Source organism: Aureimonas sp. AU22, assembly GCF_001463745.1.
Lineage (GTDB): Bacteria > Pseudomonadota > Alphaproteobacteria > Rhizobiales > Rhizobiaceae > Aureimonas.
This window is the reverse complement of the sequence record NZ_BBWJ01000044.1, coordinates 1-21,252: the sequence shown is the minus strand read 5'-3', so window position 1 is coordinate 21,252 and position 21,252 is coordinate 1. Positions and strand designations below refer to the sequence as shown.

Annotated in this window: 18 protein-coding genes; 11 read left to right on the top strand and 7 right to left on the bottom strand. The window is 64.3% G+C overall.

From position 1 onward, the window contains the following. Positions 1–13: 13 nt before the first annotated feature. Positions 14–2,050, bottom strand: coding sequence for a DNA topoisomerase IV subunit B (parE, locus tag AUL34_RS15550; RefSeq protein WP_061935481.1), 2,037 nt, complete (start codon positions 2,048–2,050; stop codon positions 14–16). Positions 2,051–2,239: 189 nt separating this feature from the next. Here parE and AUL34_RS15545 point away from each other — a divergent pair, with 189 nt between their 5' ends. Together AUL34_RS15545 and AUL34_RS15540 are read left to right on the top strand one after the other, a co-directional pair. Further along, a complete protein-coding gene (locus tag AUL34_RS15545) occupies positions 2,240–3,166 on the top strand; it encodes an alpha/beta hydrolase (protein WP_210168813.1) in 927 nt (308 codons plus the stop codon). A gap of 43 nt (positions 3,167–3,209) precedes the next feature. Further along, positions 3,210–4,148 carry a glutaminase gene (locus AUL34_RS15540; protein WP_061935473.1) on the top strand — a complete coding sequence of 313 codons (939 nt, stop codon included), beginning with the start codon at positions 3,210–3,212 and terminating at the stop codon, positions 4,146–4,148. Positions 4,149–4,154: 6 nt separating this feature from the next. On the opposite strand, the gene AUL34_RS15535 is transcribed toward AUL34_RS15540, so the two are convergent. Then, complete coding sequence (locus AUL34_RS15535) at positions 4,155–4,340, bottom strand: DUF2735 domain-containing protein (protein WP_192845772.1); 186 nt, start codon at positions 4,338–4,340, stop codon at positions 4,155–4,157. A 372-nt stretch (positions 4,341–4,712) separates the two neighbouring features. On the opposite strand from AUL34_RS15535, the gene AUL34_RS15530 reads away from it, so the two are divergent. After that, on the top strand, positions 4,713–5,753 hold the full coding sequence (locus tag AUL34_RS15530; protein ID WP_061935468.1) for a glutamine synthetase beta-grasp domain-containing protein: 1,041 nt from the start codon (positions 4,713–4,715) through the stop codon (positions 5,751–5,753). A gap of 279 nt (positions 5,754–6,032) precedes the next feature. Here AUL34_RS15530 and glnA read toward each other — a convergent pair whose 3' ends face one another. Together glnA and AUL34_RS15520 are read right to left on the bottom strand one after the other, a co-directional pair. Beyond that, entirely contained in the window at positions 6,033–7,442 is a 1,410-nt protein-coding gene (glnA, locus tag AUL34_RS15525) for a type I glutamate--ammonia ligase (protein ID WP_061935466.1), read from the bottom strand. A 59-nt stretch (positions 7,443–7,501) separates the two neighbouring features. Continuing rightward, positions 7,502–7,840, bottom strand: a complete 339-nt coding sequence (locus tag AUL34_RS15520; protein ID WP_061935464.1) for a P-II family nitrogen regulator — start codon at positions 7,838–7,840, stop codon at positions 7,502–7,504. 221 nt (positions 7,841–8,061) lie between these two features. Between AUL34_RS15520 and AUL34_RS15515 the strand changes: the two genes are divergently transcribed. Then, positions 8,062–9,534: an NAD(P)H-hydrate dehydratase gene (locus tag AUL34_RS15515; protein ID WP_061935462.1), complete on the top strand. Its 1,473-nt coding sequence runs from the start codon at positions 8,062–8,064 to the stop codon at positions 9,532–9,534. A 2-nt stretch (positions 9,535–9,536) separates the two neighbouring features. Here AUL34_RS15515 and uvrA read toward each other — a convergent pair whose 3' ends face one another. Further along, complete coding sequence (uvrA, locus tag AUL34_RS15510) at positions 9,537–12,413, bottom strand: excinuclease ABC subunit UvrA (protein ID WP_061935460.1); 2,877 nt, start codon at positions 12,411–12,413, stop codon at positions 9,537–9,539. Between the two features lie 326 nt (positions 12,414–12,739). On the opposite strand from uvrA, the gene ssb reads away from it, so the two are divergent. Further along, on the top strand, positions 12,740–13,294 hold the full coding sequence (gene ssb, locus AUL34_RS15505; protein ID WP_061935458.1) for a single-stranded DNA-binding protein: 555 nt from the start codon (positions 12,740–12,742) through the stop codon (positions 13,292–13,294). Positions 13,295–13,309: 15 nt separating this feature from the next. Here ssb and AUL34_RS15500 read toward each other — a convergent pair whose 3' ends face one another. Continuing rightward, on the bottom strand, positions 13,310–13,948 hold the full coding sequence (locus tag AUL34_RS15500; protein WP_156420953.1) for a MarC family protein: 639 nt from the start codon (positions 13,946–13,948) through the stop codon (positions 13,310–13,312). A 285-nt stretch (positions 13,949–14,233) separates the two neighbouring features. Here AUL34_RS15500 and gyrA point away from each other — a divergent pair, with 285 nt between their 5' ends. Next, on the top strand, positions 14,234–16,915 hold the full coding sequence (gene gyrA, locus AUL34_RS15495; protein WP_061935878.1) for a DNA gyrase subunit A: 2,682 nt from the start codon (positions 14,234–14,236) through the stop codon (positions 16,913–16,915). 56 nt (positions 16,916–16,971) lie between these two features. On the opposite strand, the gene AUL34_RS22755 is transcribed toward gyrA, so the two are convergent. Then, positions 16,972–17,349: a hypothetical protein gene (locus AUL34_RS22755; protein ID WP_210168814.1), complete on the bottom strand. Its 378-nt coding sequence runs from the start codon at positions 17,347–17,349 to the stop codon at positions 16,972–16,974. Between AUL34_RS22755 and coaD the strand changes: the two genes are divergently transcribed. From coaD to tgt, 5 genes are all read left to right on the top strand, one after another. Further along, positions 17,296–17,793, top strand: a complete 498-nt coding sequence (gene coaD / locus AUL34_RS15490; protein ID WP_061935453.1) for a pantetheine-phosphate adenylyltransferase — start codon at positions 17,296–17,298, stop codon at positions 17,791–17,793. The two genes, AUL34_RS22755 and coaD, sit on opposite strands and share 54 nt — an antisense overlap. A gap of 20 nt (positions 17,794–17,813) precedes the next feature. Next, complete coding sequence (locus AUL34_RS15485) at positions 17,814–18,356, top strand: peptidylprolyl isomerase (RefSeq protein ID WP_061935451.1); 543 nt, start codon at positions 17,814–17,816, stop codon at positions 18,354–18,356. 100 nt (positions 18,357–18,456) lie between these two features. Continuing rightward, a complete protein-coding gene (locus tag AUL34_RS15480; protein WP_061935448.1) occupies positions 18,457–18,927 on the top strand; it encodes a peptidylprolyl isomerase in 471 nt (156 codons plus the stop codon). A 10-nt stretch (positions 18,928–18,937) separates the two neighbouring features. Then, positions 18,938–20,017, top strand: a complete 1,080-nt coding sequence (queA, locus tag AUL34_RS15475) for a tRNA preQ1(34) S-adenosylmethionine ribosyltransferase-isomerase QueA (protein WP_061935445.1) — start codon at positions 18,938–18,940, stop codon at positions 20,015–20,017. Next, positions 20,014–21,153, top strand: a complete 1,140-nt coding sequence (gene tgt, locus AUL34_RS15470) for a tRNA guanosine(34) transglycosylase Tgt (RefSeq protein WP_061935440.1) — start codon at positions 20,014–20,016, stop codon at positions 21,151–21,153. Before queA ends, tgt begins: the two co-directional genes overlap by 4 nt. Positions 21,154–21,252: the final 99 nt, after the last annotated feature.

Here is a 21,252-nt window from a genome sequence, read left to right as displayed (position 1 = left end):
CGGCACTGCGTGTCTAGACGTCGAGATCCCGAACGAAGGCCGCTCGGTCCTGAATGAACCGGAATCGCGCTTCGGGCTTGTTGCCCATAAGGGCATCCACCGCACCAGCCGTGCCGGCTTCCGGAGAAGCATCGATTTCGACGCGAAGCAAGGTGCGCTTTCGCGGATCCATCGTGGTTTCCTTCAGCTGCGACGGCAGCATTTCCCCGAGACCTTTGAAGCGGCTGACCTCGACCTTCCCCTTGCCCTTGAAGTCCCGCGCGACGATGCGCTCGCGGTCCGCATCGTCCCGGGCGTAGATCGTCTTGCCACCCTGCGTCAGCTTGTAGAGCGGAGGGACCGCGAGGAATAAATGACCGCCGCGGATCAGTTCGGGCATCTCCTGATAGAAGAAGGTAATCAGCAGCGACGCGATATGGGCTCCGTCGACATCGGCGTCGGTCATGATGATCACCCGCTCGTAACGCAGGTCGTCGTCGCGATACTTACCCCGCGTGCCGCAGCCGAGCGCCAAAGTCAGGTCGGCAAGCTGCTGGTTGGCGCCGAGCTTCTCCCGACCCGCCGAGGCGACGTTGAGGATCTTGCCCCGCAGCGGCAGGATCGCCTGCCGCGCGCGATCCCGGGCCTGCTTGGCGGAGCCGCCGGCCGAGTCACCCTCGACGATGAAGAGTTCTGCGCCCCCCGCACCGGTCTGCGAGCAATCGGCGAGCTTGCCGGGAAGGCGCAGCTTTCGCGTCGCCGTCTTGCGGCTCACTTCCTTTTCCTGCTTGCGCCGGAGCCGTTCGTCCGCGCGCTCCACCACCCAGTCGATGAGGCGGGAGGCGTCCTGCGGCGAAGAGGCGAGCCAGATGTCGAAGGAGTCGCGGATCGAATTCTCGACGATGCGCTGCGCCTCGGCGGTGGCGAGCCGATCCTTCGTCTGGCCGACGAACTCAGGCTCCCGGATGAAGACCGAAAGCATTGCGGACGCCGTGATCATCACATCGTCGGCCGTGATGCTGGCGGCCTTCCGGTTGCCCTGAAGCTCCGCGAATGCCTTCAGCCCGCGCAGGAGGACGGCGCGCAGGCCTGCTTCGTGGGAGCCACCTTCGGGCGTCGGGATCGTGTTCACATAGGAACGCACTGCGCCGTCGTCCTGCGTCCACGACACGGCCCATTCGACAGCGCCATGGCCCGAGACTTTCTCGGAACGGCCTGCGAAGATCTGCGAGGTGACACGCGTCTGTCCGTCCAGCGACGCTTCCAGATAGTCCTTCAACCCGCCGGGGAAGTGGAAGCTCGCGCGGGCAGGGACCTTGCCGTCCACTGGGAGCAGCGACGGCGCACAGGCCCAGCGAATCTCGACGCCACCGAACAGGTAGGCCTTGGAACGGGCCATGGCGAACAGGCGAGCCGGAAGGAACTTCGCGCTCTCGCCGAAGATCGTCGTATCCGGCCGGAAACGGATGCGCGTGCCGCGCCGGTTCTGGACCTCGCCGACTTCCGCAAGACCCGAGGTTGGGATACCGCGCGAATAGGTCTGGCGATAGAGCTTGCGGTTGCGCGCGACCTCGACCTCCAACGCGTCCGACAGCGCGTTGACGACCGAAATGCCGACGCCGTGCAGGCCGCCGGAGGTCTCGTAGACCTTCGAGTCGAACTTGCCGCCCGCGTGCAGCGTCGTCATGATCACTTCGAGGGCCGACTTGTCGCGGTACTTCGGATGCGGGTCGACCGGGATGCCGCGACCGTTATCGGTGACCGCGAGGAAGCCGTCCTCATCCAGAGAGACCTCGATGAAGTTGGCGTGGCCCGCGACCGCTTCGTCCATCGAGTTGTCGATCACCTCGGCGAAGAGGTGGTGCAGCGCCTTCTCGTCTGTCCCGCCGATATACATGCCGGGCCGACGCCGGACGGGCTCCAGCCCCTCCAGCACCTCGATGTCGGCCGCAGTGTAATCGGCAGCCGGTGCCGGTGCGGCGACGGGCTGCGTCGCCTGCCGCGGCAGGCGCTCGGCGGTGGAACGGGACGGGCCTCGGGCCGGAGCGCGGGCGAAAAGATCCTGACTCATATGTTCATCCGGCCTCGGACAGGCCACTCGCGAGCGTGCTGCGGCATGCTTTCGAGGTAGCCTTTCCGCCAATGTTCTACAAGTGTTCTCACTCGAGGCGCGCCGCGCAGCGGGTGTTCGAGGGCGTTTATCCCGCACATGACGCATCGCCGCAACGCCTCAGGACGCTTCGCTCCGCGTATGGTGACGATGAACAACGAATGCGAATGGGGTTTCATGATGCGAACGGCGAGTGGGTTCTTGGGCGCTGTGGTCGCCCTCGCTTGCATCGCCACGGCGTCGGCCGAGCCGTTCGCACCCTTCAAGGACGGTCTCTTTTCCTACCCCGAGCCGGTCGCCAGTCTCGACGGCGGGCAGCGCCTGGACGTGCCGTACAGCGAAGCGCGGGACATCGACGACCGGGACGACATTCCTGAACGACGCGTGAAGCGTCGCTATGTCGATCTGAAGGCGATCGGTCGGCCGGAGGACCGGGAAATCGCGACGCCCGGCGGTCCGCTTCGCTATGCGACGGTTGGCTCAATTTCACGGACCGGACCGATACTCGTCTTCGTGCACGGCCGAAACGGGGATCGTCGGCTCGGGCTCAACGACTGGTCCTTCGGCGGTAACTTCAATCGCCTGAAGAACCTGCTGGTCCGCAACGACGGCATCTATGTCACCGTGGACGGCGGACGGTTGGGCGACGCGGACGCCGCCAGGATCGGCACGCTGCTCCAGCAATTGAAGCGTGAGCATGCATCGTCGCGGCTTATTCTGGCTTGCGCCTCGATGGGCGGACAGATCTGCTGGAGCATCGCGTCCGGCTCCGACGCGCCCGCAGTGGACGCCATGATGCTGCTTGGATCGGATTCGAGCTCCGACCGCTTCGCCGCGATGCGCCGCGCGCACAAGGCGAGGATGCCTCTGTTCCTGGCTCATGGTACGCGCGACAAGGTGTATGCGTTCGACCGTCAGGTGGCCTTCTACAGCTCCGTGCGAAAGGGCGATCCGACCTATCCCATCCGGTTCGTCGGCTTCGAGGACGGCAACCACGGCACGCCGATCCGGATGATCGATTGGCGCGACGCTCTGAACTGGATCGATACCAAGGTCGGCCCTTCTTCGCCGCGGTAAACGTGGTGGTCCACATCGCCCGACGCTTGCAGCGGAGTCTTTGATGATCACTGGTTCGGAACTTCAGTCCCTCGTCACGGACATTGCGGAAGAGATGCGCGCGCGTCCCGAGCGCGGCCGGGTCGCGGACTACATTCCCGAACTCGCGCGTGTGGATCCCGCCTTCTTCGGAATGGCGGTGGCGCTGCCGGACGGCACGGTCGCTGCGGCTGGCGACGCCGACATGCCGTTCTCCATCCAGAGCATCTCGAAGGTCTTCACGCTGACCCTCGCGCTCGGGATTGCGGGTGATCGACTGTGGAAGCGGGTGGGGCGGGAGCCCTCGGGCACGGCCTTCAATTCGATCGTGCAGCTGGAAAGCGAGAAGGGGGTGCCCCGGAACCCCTTCATCAATGCCGGCGCCATTGCGGTCACGGATGTGATCCTTTCCGGTCACAAGCCACGCGAGGCGCTCGGCGAAATCCTGCGCTTCATGCGCTTCCTGTCGGACGACCAGGGGATCACGATCGACAAGGCGGTCGCCGAGTCCGAGCAGCGTACCGGCTTCCGAAACATGGCGCTCGCTAACTACATGAAATCGTTCGGCGTAATCGAAAATCCAGTCGAATATACGCTCGGCGTCTACTTCCACCACTGTGCCATCGCTATGTCCTGTCGCCAGCTCGCTCTTGCGGGACGCTTCCTCGCCCATTCCGGGCGCCACCCGGCCACCGGGCTTTCGGTCATCCAGCCCGAACGAGCGCGTCGCATCAACGCGATCATGCTCACCTGCGGCCACTATGACGGCTCCGGCGAGTTCGCCTATCGGGTCGGATTGCCCGGCAAGAGCGGGGTGGGAGGCGGCATCCTGGCGATCGTGCCTGGACAAGCGTCGATCGCGGTCTGGTCGCCCGGGCTCGATGCGGCCGGCAATTCGCACCTCGGTCGCATTGCGCTCGAGGCCTTCGCCAAACGTTCCGGCGTATCGATCTTCGGCACCTGACGACCGTCAGGCGTTGCCGTGCGGTTTGTCCTCTTCGACCGCGGCCTGATGGTACCAGGCGTCGCAGTCGACGATCGTCGCCTGGGGCAAGAGGCTTTGGGGAGGTTCCACACCCCAGGCCCGCGTGTCGCGTCGACCGGCATGGGGGAAAGCCAAAATGGTGGCGCTTTTGATCGTGGCGGTCTGATCCATCGTCGCATCCTCTTCGAGGAATTGCAGAGCGTTTCGCACGCGTCTCGTGCTCATTCCATACTCAATATGCACCTTATTTCAGCAGGTGGAAGGCCTCGACCGTTGGAGCCTTGTAGGGTCCTGCGCGGCCTATGGTGTCAGAAAAGGTAAATCCTTGGATTGTTCGCCACAGGCGAGGCGCTGAAACCGCTATCGCGTCGGGATTCGAGGGCGACGAGCTGCACGGTGTTGGAAGCGCCCGAGCTAGTTCGCTGCCGCTGTTCGTCACTCGTGCGAAAAGTGGCATGAGAAATGCATGTCAAAGGTCAGGCAGGTTGTGGACGCGCGCCATGAGAGGTGCGTGAGAACCGGCCGACGCTTTGGAGAAGTGGGATGACGAAATACAAGCTCGAATACATTTGGCTCGACGGCTACACCCCGGTGCCGAATCTTCGTGGCAAGACGCAGATCAAGGACTTCGCCGAGTTCCCGAAGCTGGAAGAGCTGCCCCTCTGGGGCTTCGACGGTTCCTCCACGATGCAGGCCGAAGGCCGCAGCTCCGACTGCGTGCTGAAGCCGGTGGCCGTCTATCCCGATCCCGCACGCACCAACGGCGTCCTCGTCATGTGCGAGGTCATGATGCCCGACGGTGTCACCCCGCATGCCTCGAACGCCCGCGCGACGATCCTCGACGACGAGAACGCCTGGTTCGGCTTCGAACAGGAGTACTTCTTCTACAAGAACGGCCGTCCGCTCGGCTTCCCCGAAAGCGGTTACCCGGCGCCGCAGGGCCCGTACTACACGGGCGTCGGCTATTCGAACGTCGGTTCGGTCGCCCGCAAGATCGTCGAGGAACACCTCGACCTGTGCCTGTCCGCCGGCATCAACCACGAGGGCATCAACGCCGAGGTGGCGAAGGGTCAGTGGGAGTTCCAGATCTTCGGCAAGGGCTCCAAGAAGGCCGCGGACCAGATTTGGATGGCGCGCTATCTCCTGCAGCGCCTGTGCGAGACGTACGAGATCGACATCGAATGGCACTGCAAGCCGCTCGGTGACACCGACTGGAACGGCTCGGGCATGCACTGCAACTTCTCGACCGCGCACATGCGCGAAGTGGGCGGCAAAGCCTACTTCGAGGCGCTGATGGCAGCGTTCGAGCGCAATCTCGATGACCATATCGCCGTCTACGGCCCGGACAACCACCTGCGCCTGACCGGCAAGCATGAGACGGCGCCCTGGAACAAGTTCTCCTACGGCGTGGCCGATCGCGGCGCGTCGATCCGCGTGCCGCACTCATTCGTCAACAACGGCTACAAGGGCTATCTCGAGGATCGCCGCCCGAACTCCCAGGGCTGCCCCTACCAGATCGCGAGCCAAGTCCTGAAGACGATCTCCGAAGTGCCGGTTTCCGCAGAGGTCTCCGCAGCCGCCTGAGCTAAGGCTAGGTCGAAACCAACAACGAAAGCCCGGCCGAGCGATCCGCCGGGCCTTTTTGCGTCAGGTGCCGAATTTCGCCGGATGGGAGCGGCTGCGTATCGCCGCGCGCCCCTTGGCCTCGGATTGTTGGGCGGGATGGGCAGGTGCGCCGATCCCGTCGCGGGCGAGGACATTTCAGAGTTTCGGCGACGCCGCGTCCGTCGCGAGACTCCGTCAACGAAAAAGGCCCCGGCGCCGAAGCGCCGAGGCCTGTCATGCGGATGAGTTCGAAACCGATCAGACCGAGTAGTACATGTCGAACTCGACCGGGTGCGGGGTCATCTCGAAGCGCAGAACCTCGGCCATCTTGAGGTCGATGAAGGCGTCGATCTGGTCGTCGTCGAACACGCCGCCGGCCTTCAGGTAGTCGCGGTCGGAATCCAGGCTCTCCATCGCCTCGCGGAGCGAACGGCAGACGGTCGGGATTTCCTTCAGCTCCTCGGGCGGCAGGTCGTAGAGATCCTTGTCCATGGCGGCGCCCGGATGGATCTTGTTCTTGATGCCGTCGAGGCCCGCCATCAGCATGGCGGCGAAGGCGAGGTAGGGGTTCGCGGTCGGATCCGGGAAGCGGACTTCGACGCGCTTTGCCTTCGGCGACTGGCCGAACGGAATGCGGCAGGAGGCCGAGCGGTTGCGAGCCGAGTAGGCCAGCAGCACCGGCGCCTCGTAGCCCGGCACCAGGCGCTTGAACGCGTTGGTGGACGGATTGGTGAAGGCGTTCAGCGACTTGGCATGCTTGATGATGCCGCCGATGTAGAACAGCGCGTTCTCGGAAAGGCCCGCGTATTCGTTGCCGGCGAAGGTCGGCTTGCCGCCCTTCCAGATTGACTGGTGCACGTGCATGCCCGAGCCGTTGTCGCCGAAGATCGGCTTCGGCATGAAGGTCGCCGTCTTGCCATAGGCATTGGCGACCTGATGGATGACGTACTTGTAGATCTGCATCTTGTCCGCGTTGCGGACGAGCGTGTCGAACTTGATGCCGAGCTCATGCTGCGCCGCGGCCACCTCGTGGTGGTGCTTCTCGACCGACACGCCCATCTCGGCCATGACCGTCAGCATCTCGGACCGCATGTCCTGGCAGCTGTCGACCGGGGGAACCGGGAAGTAGCCGCCCTTCACGCGGGGACGGTGGCCAAGGTTGCCGGTCTCGTACTCGGAGTCGTCGTTGGACGGCAGCTCGGTCGAATCCAGCTTGAAGCCGGTGTTGTACGGATCGGCCTTGTAGCGGACGTCGTCGAAGATGAAGAACTCGGCCTCAGGGCCAAAATAGGCCGTGTCGCCGATGCCCGACTGGTTCAGGTAGGCTTCGGCCTTCTTGGCGGTGCCGCGCGGGTCGCGGTTGTAGCTCTCACCCGAGACCGGATCGAGAATGTCGCAGTACAGGACCATCGTCGACTGCGCGAAGAACGGGTCCATGTGGGCGGTTTCGGGATCCGGCATGAGCGTCATGTCGGACTCGTTGATCGCCTTCCAGCCGGCGATCGACGAACCGTCGAACATCGTGCCTTCCGAGAACATGTCCTCGTCGACGATGGTCTGGTCCATCGTGACGTGCTGAAGCTTGCCCTTGGGATCCGTGAAGCGCAGGTCGACGAACTTGACGTCGTTGTCCTTGATCTGCTTCAGAATATCGTTGCCCGAAGTCATGAGTGTCCTTTCTGTCTGGACGACTGAACTCGTTTGGCTGACCGGAATGCTGCCGGAAATCAGATCGCGTCGACGCCGCTTTCGCCGGTGCGGATGCGCACGGCTTCCTCGACATGCGAGACGAAGATCTTGCCATCGCCGATGCGCCCGGTCTGCGCCGCTTTGCGGATCGCCTCGACCGCTGCTTCCACCGCTTCGTCGGCGAGAACGATCTCGATCTTCACCTTCGGCAGGAAATCGACCACGTACTCGGCGCCGCGATACAGCTCCGTGTGACCCTTCTGGCGACCGAAGCCTTTGGCTTCGATGACGGTGATGCCCTGGAGACCAACGTCCTGAAGGGCTTCCTTCACTTCGTCGAGCTTGAAGGGCTTAATGATCGCTTCGACCTTCTTCACCGAAGTCCGTCTCCCCCTACGTACCCGCGCTCGGGCGGATAATCGTCTGCTCCCGGCCCTGCAGCGTGTAGCCGCTTGAACCGGCCGAGTCGATGCGGCGAATGCCTGCGCAATGTGTATCGGATGAGTGACGCGAAAACCAGCGAACTGCGGGGAGCGTCTGACCACCCAATTGGCAAATTCTGCCTTCTTTTAAGGCAAATGATGAAGGTTTCATCGGAATGCATCACGCGGCGTCGCCAACTGCTCTTCTCGATGGGGCGGGAGTTAAAGCAGCGGACGCGCTCGCGATTGCGTCCGGCATCCCTCTGGGCGATCTGATCGATCGGGCTGGCGAAGCCGTTGCGGCCCGTGCGGAGGAGGGGTTGAGCGAGGGATCGAGGATCGCGGTCTGGGCTGGCCCCGGTTCGAATGGAGCCGACGCCAGGGTCGCTGCCAAGCGCCTCAGCGAGAGACACCGGGTGACCGTATTCACGTTCGGACAGGGGGAATGCGATGACGGGTCGCGGCCGCTTGGCACCTTCGATGACCGTCGATACGACCTCGTCATCGATGGACTGTTCGGAACCGGGCTGAAGCGTGCGCTCGATGACGAATGCGCGGGCGCCGTGCGGCGGCTCGCAGCGGGAGGCTCACCTGTCCTGTCGGTCGACGTGCCGAGCGGCATCGATGCCGGTACGGGCAATGTGCTTGGGGAGGCGGTCAAGGCCCAGCGAACCGTGACCTTCGAGCGACGTCGCGCCGCGCATCTGCTGATGCCGGGACGAGAGTACTGCGGGCAGGTGATCGTTGCGGACATCGGCATTCCGCAAGACGTATGGGCCAGGGTGCCGGCGGTTGCCGTCGCCAACGAGCCGGCATCCTGGATGCGCAGTCTCGCGCATCCGTCCATGGCCGGACACAAATACGATCGCGGGCACGCGGTCGTCTTCGCCGGTCCGATCGAAAAAGGCGGTGGCGCGCGGCTTTCGGCGATCTCCGCCCTTCGCGGCGGCGCAGGTCTCGTCACACTCGCCGCACCCCACGATGCGCTCGCCGGCCTGTCCGTGCAGGTCACTGCCCTGATGCTACGGGGATGTGGAAGCAGCGACGATCTTCGCACGCTTTTGGAGGACGAACGCTTCAACGCCTTCGTACTCGGACCCGGCTTCGGCGACGCCGATAGGGCGCGGGCCTTCGCGGAGCTGGTCCTCGAACGAGATCGTGCGATCGTTCTCGACGCGGATGCCATCACCGCCTCCGCGGGTGCGCCGGAAAACCTGTTCCGCCTTTGCAGGGGCAGGCCGGGCAGGGCGGTGCTGACGCCCCATGGCGGCGAGTTTCGACGATTGTTCCCCGATCTGGCCGAGGATGCCTCGCTGTCGAAGCTGCAGGCCACGCAATCGGCGGCCGAGCGCGCCGGCGCGGTCGTCGTTTCCAAGGGCGCCGACACAGTGATCGCGTCTCCCGACGGACGGGCGGCGATCAATGCGACGGGCACCCCTTGGCTGGCGACAGCCGGCACCGGAGATGTGCTGGCCGGCATCGTCGCCGCGCAGCTTGCGCAAGGCACACCCGCATTCGAGGCGGCCTGTGCCGGCGTCTGGATGCATGGTCGCGCCGCGGAGAACTTCGGACCGGGTCTCATTTCCGAAGACCTGCCCGAAATGCTTCCGCGTGTTCACGCGGAACTCGCGGCACTTCGCGACGCCTGAACCTATTCGGCGGCTTCGGCCTTCGCCATCGGTCGACGCTGTAGAAGATCCTTCAGGAAACGGCCTGTGTAGGAGCGCGGCACCTTGACCAGATCTTCCGGCGTTCCCGCCGCTACGATCTCGCCGCCGCCGTCACCGCCCTCCGGGCCGATATCGATGACCCAATCGGCCGTCTTGATGACCTCCAGATTGTGCTCGATGACGACCACGGTGTTGCCCTGCTCGACGAGCTCGTGGAGCACTTCGAGCAGCTTGGCGACGTCATGGAAATGAAGGCCCGTCGTCGGCTCGTCGAGAATGTAAAGAGTGCGGCCGGTCGCACGGCGTGACAGTTCCTTCGCGAGCTTCACGCGTTGGGCTTCGCCGCCGGACAAAGTGTTCGCCTGCTGGCCGACCTTGATGTAGCCGAGACCGACCTCGTTGAGCGTCACCAGCTTGTCGCGCACGGCCGGAACAGCCGCGAAGAACTCGACGCCTTCCTCGACCGTCATGTCGAGGACGTCGGCGATCGACTTCTCCTTGAACGTCACCTCGAGCGTCTCGCGGTTGTAGCGCTTGCCGTGACAGACATCGCAGGTGACGTAGACGTCTGGCAGGAAGTGCATCTCGATCTTGATGACGCCGTCGCCCTGGCACGCCTCGCACCGGCCGCCCTTCACGTTGAAGGAGAAGCGGCCCGGCTGGTAACCGCGCGCCTTCGCTTCAGGCAGGCCAGCGAACCAGTCGCGGATCGGCGTGAAGGCGCCCGTGTAGGTTGCCGGATTGGAGCGCGGCGTGCGTCCGATCGGCGACTGGTCGATATCGATGACCTTGTCCAGAAGCTCGAGCCCATCCACGCGGTCGTGATCGGCCGGCACGTCCCGCGCGCCGGATATCCGGCGGGCCGCCGCCTTGAACAGGGTCTCGATCAGGAACGTGGATTTGCCGCCGCCCGAAACGCCCGTGACGCACGTGAAGACGCCCATCGGCACTTCGGCCGAAACGTTCTTCAGGTTGTTGCCACGCGCCCCGACGACCTTGATGGCCTTGCCCTTCTGCAGCTTTCGGCGCTTGGCCGGGAGAGGCACGCCTCGGGTGCCGGAAAGGTAGGCGCCGGTCAGGGATTCCGGATGGGCCATGATTTCGGCCGGCGTGCCGGACGCAATCACTTGGCCTCCGTGGACGCCCGCAGCGGGCCCGATGTCCACGACATGGTCCGCCATCATGATGGCATCCTCGTCGTGCTCGACGACGATCACGGTGTTTCCGATGTCCCGGAGGTGCTTCAAAGTTGCCAGAAGCCGCTCGTTATCGCGCTGATGCAGGCCGATCGACGGCTCGTCGAGGACGTAGAGTACGCCGGTAAGCCCGGATCCGATCTGGGACGCGAGACGAATGCGCTGGCTCTCGCCCCCTGAGAGGGTTCCGGATGCCCGCGAAAGGGTGAGGTACTCGAGGCCGACGTCGTTGAGGAACCGGAGGCGCTCGCGGATTTCCTTGAGGATGCGGACCGCGATCTCGTTCTGCTTCTGCGTCAGCTTCTCCGGCAGCGCTTCGAACCAGGCGCCGGCATGGCGGATCGACTGCTCGCTGACCTCGCCGATATGCAGTCCGCCGATCTTGACCGCGAGCGCCTCCGGCTTCAGCCGGAAGCCCTTGCAGGCGGGGCAGGGTGTGGCCGACATGTAGCGCTCGATTTCCTCGCGCGACCATGCCGAGTCAGTCTCCTTCCAGCGGCGTTCGAGATTGGGCACGATGCCCTCGAACGTCTTGGTCGTGGAGTAGGACCGCAGCCCGTCGTTGTAGCGGAACTCGATCTTGGTCTTGCCGGTGCCGTTGAGGATCGCGTTGCGCGCCGCCTCGGACAAGGCCGACCAGCGTTCCGTCTGTTTGAAGCCGTACTCGCGGCCGAGGGCCTCGAGCGTCTGGCCGTAGTAGGGCGATGTCGACTTCGCCCAGGGCGCGATGGCGCCGCCCTTCAGCGTGCGGTTCTCGTCGGGCACGATCAGTTTCGGATCGATCTGCTGCTGCGACCCGAGGCCGTCGCAGCGCGGGCACGCACCGAACGGATTGTTGAAGGAGAAGAGGCGCGGTTCGATCTCCGGGATCGTGAATCCGGACACCGGACAGGCGAACTTCTCGGAGAACAGGATCTGGCGTGGCTTGCCATTGTCGTCGACGCCATCGGCAAATTCGGCGACAGCAAGACCCTCGGCGAGCCTCAGCGCGGTCTCCAGCGAGTCGGCCAGCCGCGCCTTGATGTCGCCGCGCACCACCAGACGGTCCACCACGACATCGATGTCGTGCTTGTACTTCTTGTCGAGCGCCGGCGCGTCGGCGATGTCGTGGAACTCGCCATCGATGCGGACGCGCTGGAAGCCTTTCTTCTGGAGCTCAGCCAGCTCCTTCTTGTACTCGCCCTTGCGGCCTCGGATCATCGGCGCCAGGAGGTAGAGGCGCGTGCCTTCCTCCAACGCCAGGACGCGATCCACCATCTGGCTCACAGTCTGGCTTTCGATCGGCAGGCCCGTCGCCGGCGAATAGGGCACGCCGACACGCGCGAACAGCAGACGGAGATAGTCGTAGATTTCCGTGACCGTACCGACCGTGGAACGCGGGTTCTTCGACGTCGTCTTCTGCTCGATCGAGATGGCCGGCGACAGGCCGTCGATCTGGTCGACGTCCGGCTTCTGCATCATCTCTAGGAACTGGCGGGCGTAGGCCGACAGCGACTCGACGTATCGGCGCTGCCCCTCTGCATAGATCGTGTCGAAGGCGAGCGACGATTTTCCCGAACCGGACAGCCCGGTCATCACGATCAGCTTGTCGCGAGGAAGGTCGAGATCGACGTTCTTCAGATTGTGCTCGCGAGCACCACGGATCGAGATGACGTTCTTCATGGAGTTCGCCGCGCTGTGTCGAGTTCGAAGGCTTGAATGAAATGGCGCCGGGATCGGTTCGGCCGCTGGGGTCCAGATTTTTTCGGGACACCCCCGCCCATATCGGAGGAAGCGCCCGAAGAATCAAACCGTGGCGGATCCGATTGGCACACTCGATATTGTTCTTACTTTGTTCTAGACAAGAATCATCAGTCGGGCAATCCGCGCGACCGGGGGATCGAATGGGCCCGGGCGCGAAGAGTTGGGGATCGCGCGCGGCGGGCGGTATCGAAGTTGCCGCCTTGGCATTAGGGTCCGCGCGACGAGCGTTCATACGGAGAAGAAGAATGGCGGGTAGCGTCAACAAGGTCATCCTCGTCGGAAATCTGGGTGCCGATCCCGAGATCAAGCGGCTCAATTCCGGCGACGCGATCGCGAACCTTCGTATCGCGACATCCGAAACCTGGCGCGACAAGGCCTCCGGAGAGCGCAAGGAGCGCACCGAATGGCATAGCGTCGTGATCTTCAACGAGAACTTGGTGAAGGTCGCCGAGCAGTACCTGAAGAAGGGCTCGACGGTCTACATCGAGGGCCAGCTCCAGACCCGCTCCTGGGACGACCAGCAGTCCGGTCAGAAGCGCTACACGACCGAGGTCGTGCTTCAGCGCTTCCGCGGCGAGCTTCAGATGCTCGGCGGACGCGGCGAAGGCGGCGGCGGCTCGCCGTACGAGGGCGGTGGCGGCGAACGCTCCGGGGGCGGTTCCCGCGGCGGTGGCGGCGGCGACTATGGTCGCGGAGGCTCGGGCGGCGGCGGCGGACGCGGTTCCGGTGGTGGCGGGTACGGCGGCGGCGGCGGTGGTGGCCGCCCGTCCGACGATATGGACGACGAAATCCCGTTCTGACCGCTCGCTGAGACGTCAGCCGGCGGGGGCGAGGAATAAGGCCTTGATCCCGTCGCTGACGAACTGAACGGCCAGTGCCGCCAGGAGGACGCCGAGAAGGCGCGTGACGACGGCGCGCCCGGTCTGGCCCATAAGCCGCTCGAGCCTGTCGGCGAGCGACAGGAACAGGTAGGCGACAAAGATCGTGATGGCCACGACCGCCAGGACGCTGCCCTGACCCGCGGCGCTCGGCAGCTCGCCCGACAAGAGAATGACGGCGGATATCGCCCCGGGGCCTGCCATCAACGGGATGGCGAGCGGCACCGCCGCGATCTCGCCGACCTCGTGCTCGGTCATCGCCGTCTGGGCATCCTTCTCCTTGCGCGTCTTACGCTTCTCGAACACCAGTTCGAACGCGATCCAGAACAGGAAGAGTCCGCCCGCGATGCGGAAGGCGCCGAGCGAGATGCCGAGCGCCGTAAGGACGCTGAGACCCGCGAGGCCGAACACGGCCAGGATCGCGAAGGCAATCAGACAGCCGTTGCGTGCGATCCGCCGCCGCTCGGCCTTTGACAGGCCGGCCGTCAGCCCGAGAAAGATCGGGGCGAGCCCGATCGGGTCGATGATCACGAAGAGCGTCGCGAAGCCGTTCAGCAGGGTTTCAAGCATGCGCAGGCCTTCGAGATCACGGGCGAAGGAGCCTTCTTAGCGTCGCGGGAAGCGGCAGGCGATGCCGGTTTGCGCTCGGACGAGCGCAGAACGCATGCGAAAAATACGAAGGGTGCGCCAAGCCGTTGTTTTGACTAGAATAATCTTGACGCGTCAATTTGCGTCCGATGCCTGACTCCTTATATAAGGGCAGTACATTCTGCCCAGGGTTTCATATTGTCCGACCTTCCTCCCGATTCTATCCAGCCCGAACGTCCGACCGGAATCGAGCCGGTCTCGATCGTCGAGGAAATGCAGCGCTCGTATCTCGATTACGCGATGAGCGTGATCGTCAGCCGGGCGCTGCCCGACGTGCGCGACGGACTGAAGCCCGTCCACCGCCGTGTCCTGTACGCGATGAGCGAGATGGGGCTGGTCTACAACAAGTCCTATCGCAAGTCGGCCGGCGTGGTCGGTGAGGTGATGGGCAAGTACCATCCGCACGGCGATGCCTCGATCTACGACGCGCTGGTGCGCATGGCGCAGGACTTCTCCCTGCGCGCACCGCTGATCGACGGGCAGGGCAATTTCGGCTCGATCGACGGCGATCCGCCGGCGGCCATGCGCTACACCGAATGTCGGCTGGAGAAGGTGTCGGACGCGATCCTCACCGACATCGACAAGGAAACGGTCGATTTCCAGGAGAACTACGACGGCCGCGAGCTCGAGCCCGTCGTGCTGCCGGCCCGGGTGCCGAACCTCCTTCTGAACGGCTCCGGCGGCATTGCCGTCGGCATGGCGACCAACATTCCGCCGCACAACCTCGGCGAGCTGATCGACGGCTGTATCGCTTTGATCGACAATCCGGCGCTGCAGTTGCCGGACCTCATGGAGATCATTCCGGGACCGGACTTCCCGACGGGAGCGATCGTCATCGGTCGAGCCGGAATCCAGAGCGCTTATTCGACCGGCCGCGGCTCCATCCTGATGCGCGGCAAGGTGCATGTCGAGGAGATGCGCGGCGACCGGGAAGCGATCGTCATCACCGAAGTTCCCTACCAGGTGAACAAGGCGACCATGATCGAGAAGATGGCCGATCTGGTGCGCGAGAAGCGCATCGAGGGCATCTCCGACATCCGCGACGAAAGCGACCGCGAGGGTTACCGCGTCGTGATCGAGTGCAAGCGCGACGCCTCGTCCGATGTCATCCTGAACCAGCTCTACCGCTTCACCCCGCTGCAGACGACGTTCGGCGCCAACATGGTGGCGCTGAACGGGGGCAAGCCCGAGCAGATGACGCTGCTCGACATGCTCTCGGCCTTCGTGGCGTTCCGAGAGGAAGTGGTTCAGCGCCGCACGAAGTTTCTGCTTCGCAAGGCGCGCGAGCGGGCGCATGTCCTCGTTGGCCTCGCGATCGCGGTCGCCAACATCGACGAGATCATCAAGCTGATCCGTCATGCGCCGGACCCGAGTTCTGCGCGTGAGCAGCTGATGGAGCGCGAATGGGAGGCGAAGGACGTCGCGCCGCTCATTCGGCTCATCGATGATCCGCGTCATCGCATCAGCGACGCGGGCACCTACCGCTTGTCGGAGACGCAAGCGCGCGCCATCCTGGACCTGCGCCTTCAGCGCCTGACGGCGCTCGGACGCGACGAGATTGGCGACGAGCTCAACGCGATCGGCGCCGAGATCCGTGATTACCTCGAGATCCTGTCCTCGCGGGTTCGCGTACGCGACATCATCAAGGAGGAACTCACGGCGGTTCGCGACGAGTTCGCGACGCCCCGTCGGACGCAACTTCTGGAAGGCGCCGCCGACCTCGACGACGAGGACCTGATCCCGCGCGAAGACATGGTCGTCACCGTGAGCCACGGGGGCTACATCAAGCGCGTGCCGCTCAGCGTCTATCGGGCGCAGCGTCGCGGCGGCAAGGGCCGCTCGGGCATGTCGCTGAAGGACGAGGAGGACTCGGTCACCCGGCTCTTCGTCGCCAACACGCATACGCCGGTGCTGTTCTTCTCCTCGCGCGGTATCGTCTACAAGGAGAAGGTCTGGCGGTTGCCGCTCGCCACGCCGCAGTCGCGCGGCAAGGCGCTCGTGAACATGCTGCCGCTCGAGAAGGGCGAACGCATCACATCCATCCTGCCGCTTCCGAACGAAGAGGCCGCGGCCGAGCGGCTGAACGTGATGTTTGCGACCACCAAGGGCACGGTTCGTCGCAACAAGCTGTCGGACTTCACCCAGGTGAACCGCAACGGCAAGATCGCCATGAAGTTGGAGGAGGCGGAGGACGAAATCCTCGCCGTGGCCGTTTGCGGCGAGGACGACGACGTCCTGCTCGTCTCGTCCTCCGGGCTCTGCATCCGCTTCCCGACGACCGATGTCCGGGTCTTCACGGGACGCAACTCCATCGGCGTGCGCGGCATGGCGCTTGGCAAGAACGATCGCCTTATTTCCATGGCCATCCTGCGCCACGTCGACGCGACGCCGGCGGAGCGCGCGGACTACCTGCGCAAGCGCCGGGCCGTTGAAGGGGAGGTCGCCGAGGAACCGCTCGACGAGGAAGCCGCGGAGAACGTGTCGATCTCGCCGGAGCGCTACGCCGACCTCGGCGCGCGGGAAGAATTCGTCCTCACGCTCAGCGAGTTCGGCTACGGCAAGCGGTCATCGTCCTACGATTTCCGGACGAGCGGTCGCGGCGGCAAAGGGATACGCGCGACCGATATCGGCCGGGTCGGAGATATCGGACAGCTGGTGGCAGGCTTTCCGGTCGAACCAGGCGATCAGGTCCTGATGATCTCGGATCGCGGTCAGATGATTCGGGTGCCGGTCGAAGGCATCCGCATCGCCGGACGAGCGACCAAGGGCGTGACCATCTTCAATACGGCCGACAACGAACGCGTCGTTTCCGTCGAGCGCATTCCAGATCAGGGAAGCGAAGAAAGCGAAGTGGGCGACGTTTCAGCGGGTCCGGAGGAAACGTCTCAGGAGTAACGTCTGGGAGGAGAAGCGGCATGACAACTCGTTGGAGGCTCATGCCGCGCTTATCCTCAGCCCAGGATCTTCGGCTTGCGCGCAAAGGCTCGTGCCCGCTGCTTGCTCGCTTCGTTATGCATGGCGATGACCGTCGCGGTCGAAAGGGAAGCGACCATTGCGAGCGACAAGGCGAGGAACAGCATGGATTTCTCTCCTGATAACAGCACCATAACGATATGCTTGACGAAACGTTCCGCGGATGGGTGTCGCTGATTCTCGTCGTTGCGCAGCGCTCGGCCGAAATCGAGTTTGCGTCTCGAATGCTTTGCAAAATCATATCGGCGGGGCGCGCTGGAAGCGTCGGCCGATCGATCGGTCCGCATGGTTAGGAAACGATGATGGCGAGGACTGCTCTCTATCCCGGCAGCTTCGATCCGCCGACGCTTGGACATGTGGATATTATCCGATCGGCGTGCAATCTCTTCGACGAGGTGGTGGTGGCGATCGGTGTGCATCTGGGCAAGACGCCGCTCTTCGAAGCCGAAGAGCGCGCGGAACTCGTTCGAATGTCACTCCCCACAGCCGCCGGGTCCGGCAACACGGTTCGGGTTTCGTTCTTCTCGGACCTCGTGGTGGAGGAGGCGAAGCGGCAGGGCGCTGTGGCGCTGGTGCGCGGACTTCGCGACGCCACGGATTTCGACTACGAGATGCAGATGGCCGGGATGAACGGCGTCCTCATGCCCGACCTGACCACGGTGTTCCTGCCTGCTTCGCCCAGCACGAGGCCCATTACGGCCACATTGGTCCGCCAGATCGCCAAGATGGGTGGGGACGTATCCTCCTTCGTTCCGGAGCACGTCGCCGCCGCCCTGAAACGCAGGCTTTCCGCTTCATGAAAGCTGTCCGGAGTTCGACGATGAAAGTTCTTCCGACCCTCGGCCTCCTTGCCGCCGTCGCAATCTCGGCGCTGTCACCCGCGCACGCGCAGACCGCCGGGGCCGGCGACACGCTGGTGGTCGAAACCAACAAGGGCGAGATCGACATCAAGCTCCGACCCGACCTCGCGCCCAAGCATGTCGAGCAGATCGAGGCGCTGGCGAAGGAAGGGTTCTACAACGGCGTCGTCTTCCACCGCGTCATCGACGGATTCATGGCGCAGACCGGTGATCCGACCGGCACGGGCATGGGTGGCTCGGACAAGCCGGACCTGAAGGCGGAGTTCACCGACACGCCCTTCAAGCGCGGTACAGTCGGCATGGCGCGGTCGCAGGACCCCAACTCCGCCAACTCGCAATTCTTCATCATGCTCGCCGACGGCGACTTCCTGAATGGCCAGTACACAGTGGTCGGCGAAGTGACCAAGGGCATGGATGTGGTCGACAAGATCAAGAAGGGTGACGAGGCCAACAACGGCACCGTCGAGAACCCCGACAAGATGGTGAAGGTCGAGACCCGCTGACATTCGTCTTGCAACTGCAAGACGCTTCATTCATTCAGCGAAGCAGACGGGCGGGCCGATCCAGTCGGATCGCCCCTATTCATTCACAAGGAGACGGCTCATGGCCTTCGAGGATCCCGAAAACACGCTGGTTCTGGAAACGACGAAGGGACAGGTCGTGATCAAGCTGCGCCCTGATCTGGCGCCCGGTCACGTAGCTCGGGTGAAGGAACTGGCCCGCGAAGGGTTCTACGACGGCGTCGTGTTCCATCGCGTGATCGACGGCTTCATGGCACAGACCGGCGACCCGACGGGGACTGGCACGGGTGGTTCGGACAAGCCGGACCTCAAGGCCGAGTTCTCCGCCGAGTCCCACAAGCGCGGAACGGTTTCGGCCGCGCGCACTGCCAACCCGAACAGCGCGAACTCGCAGTTCTTCATCTGCTTCGAGCGCGCCCCCTGGCTGGACCGGCAGTACTCGGTCTGGGGCGAGGTCATCGAGGGCATGGATGCCGTCGACAAGATCAAGCGCGGCGAGCCTGTCCGCGACCCCGACTCGATCACCACCATGCGCGTCGCCGCGGACGTCTGATCGCAGCACCGTGCAGGTCGATCTCTTCGACTTCGAACTTCCGGAAGAGCGGATCGCGCTGCGGCCCGCTCTTCCGCGCGAATCGGCCAAGCTTTTGCGTGTCGGCGCCGCCGGCCCTTTCGAGGACCACCGTGTTGGAGACCTTCCGGGCCTCCTGCGCGAGGGCGACGTCCTGGTCTTCAACGACACCAGGGTCATTCCCGCCCAACTTTCGGGCCAGCGCGTCCGCCAGACGTCGCAAGGCGCCTCGCGCATCGACGTGGACGCAACGCTGCACATGCGCGTTGCGATCGACCGCTGGATGGCTTTCATGCGCCCCGGCAAGCGCATCAAGGTCGGAGATGCGATCGAGTTCGCTTTCTCGTCCGACGCCACCGCGCCGCTCCGTGCGGATGTCGTCGCGAAGGGGGAGGGTGGTGAGATCGAACTCGTGTTCTCCGCGAGCGGGCCCGCGCTCGACGCGGCGATCGCCGCCGTCGGCCGCCTCCCCCTGCCGCCTTATATCGCCTCGAAGCGTGCCGTCGACGAGGCGGATCTGCGGGACTACCAGACCGTGTTCGCTCGCGAAGACGGCGCGGTCGCCGCACCGACGGCCGGTCTCCACTTCACGCCGGATCTCCTCGCCGGGCTCTCTGCGCGCGGGATCGCACAGGAGTACGTAACCTTGCATGTCGGGGCGGGAACCTTCCTGCCCGTGAAGGCCGAGGATACGTCCGAGCATCGGATGCACAGCGAGATCGGGGTCGTCACCCCGGACACCGCGATGCGGCTGCAAACGGCTCGGGACGAAGGGCGCCGCATCGTGGCCGTCGGAACGACGTCGCTGCGGCTTCTCGAGAGCGCGGCCCGGAAGACGGGTCGTATCGAACCCTTTGCGGATGCAACGGACATCTTCATCACCCCGGGTTACGCGTTTCGCGCGGTCGACGGGCTGATGACCAATTTCCACCTGCCGCGCTCGACGCTGTTCATGCTTGTGTCTGCGTTCAGCGGCCTCGACCGAATGCGGGCCGCGTACGACCATGCCATCCGCGACGGCTACCGTTTCTATTCCTACGGGGACGCGTGTCTTCTGGAGCGAACCGCTTGACCGACTTTTCCTTCGAAGTGTCCGCGACCGACGGCAAGGCCCGTCGCGGCACGATCACGATGCCGCGTGGGACGGTTCGCACTCCGGCCTTCATGCCCGTGGGCACCGCCGCGACGGTGAAGGCCATGTATCTCGATCAGGTGCGAGACCTCGGATCCGATATCATCCTCGGCAACACCTACCATCTGATGCTGCGTCCCGGCGCCGAACGCGTCGGACGTCTCGGTGGTCTGCACGAGTTCGCACGTTGGCCCTACCCGATCCTCACCGACTCCGGCGGCTTTCAGGTCATGTCCCTGGCGAGCTTGCGAAAGATGTCGGAAAAGGGCGTCACGTTCCGATCGCATATCGACGGCTCGGTGCATGAACTCACGCCCGAGCGTTCGATCGAGATCCAGGGTCTCCTCGACAGCGACATCCAGATGCAGCTCGACGAGTGCATCCGCCTTCCAGCGGAACGGCCCGAAATCGAGAGAGCGATGGAGCTCTCGCTTCGCTGGGCAGAGCGCTGCGCGGTGGCCTTTGGCGATCAGCCGGGAAAGGCGATGTTCGGCATCGTCCAGGGAGGCGACGATGCGGATCTACGTGTCCGGTCGGCAGAACGCCTGCGCGAAATGAACCTGAAGGGCTATGCCATCGGAGGGCTTGCGGTCGGCGAGCCGCAGGATGTCATGCTGGCAATGCTGGGCGAGACAGTTCCCGTTCTTCCGCGGGACAAGCCGCGCTATCTGATGGGCGTCGGAACACCGGACGACATCCTCCAGTCCGTCATGCGCGGGGTCGACATGTTCGACTGTGTCATGCCCACGCGGGCAGGGCGCCACGGCCTGGCCTTTACCCGGCACGGGCGGATCAACCTCAAGAACGCCCGTCATGCCGAGGATGCGTCCCCGCTGGACGACCGTTCGGACTGCCCGGCGTCTCGGGACTATTCGCGAGCCTACCTCCACCATCTCGTGCGAACGCAGGAGGCTCTGGGCGCCATGCTGCTCACCTGGAACAACCTCGCCTACTACCAGCACCTGATGGCAGGGGCCCGCGAAACGATCGAACATGGGCGTTTTGGGGACTTCGTAGCGGAGACGATGGAAGGCTGGACCAACGGGGAAGCGGAGAGGGGCTCTCACCGCGGCTGAACACCGCTCCGCAGCCCCGCCGGGGGTCGCCGAGCGCCTTTCTCGGTTTTTTTGAACTTTTCCGCATTTTCCCTGTTGACCACCCGCCCGGTCGCCCCC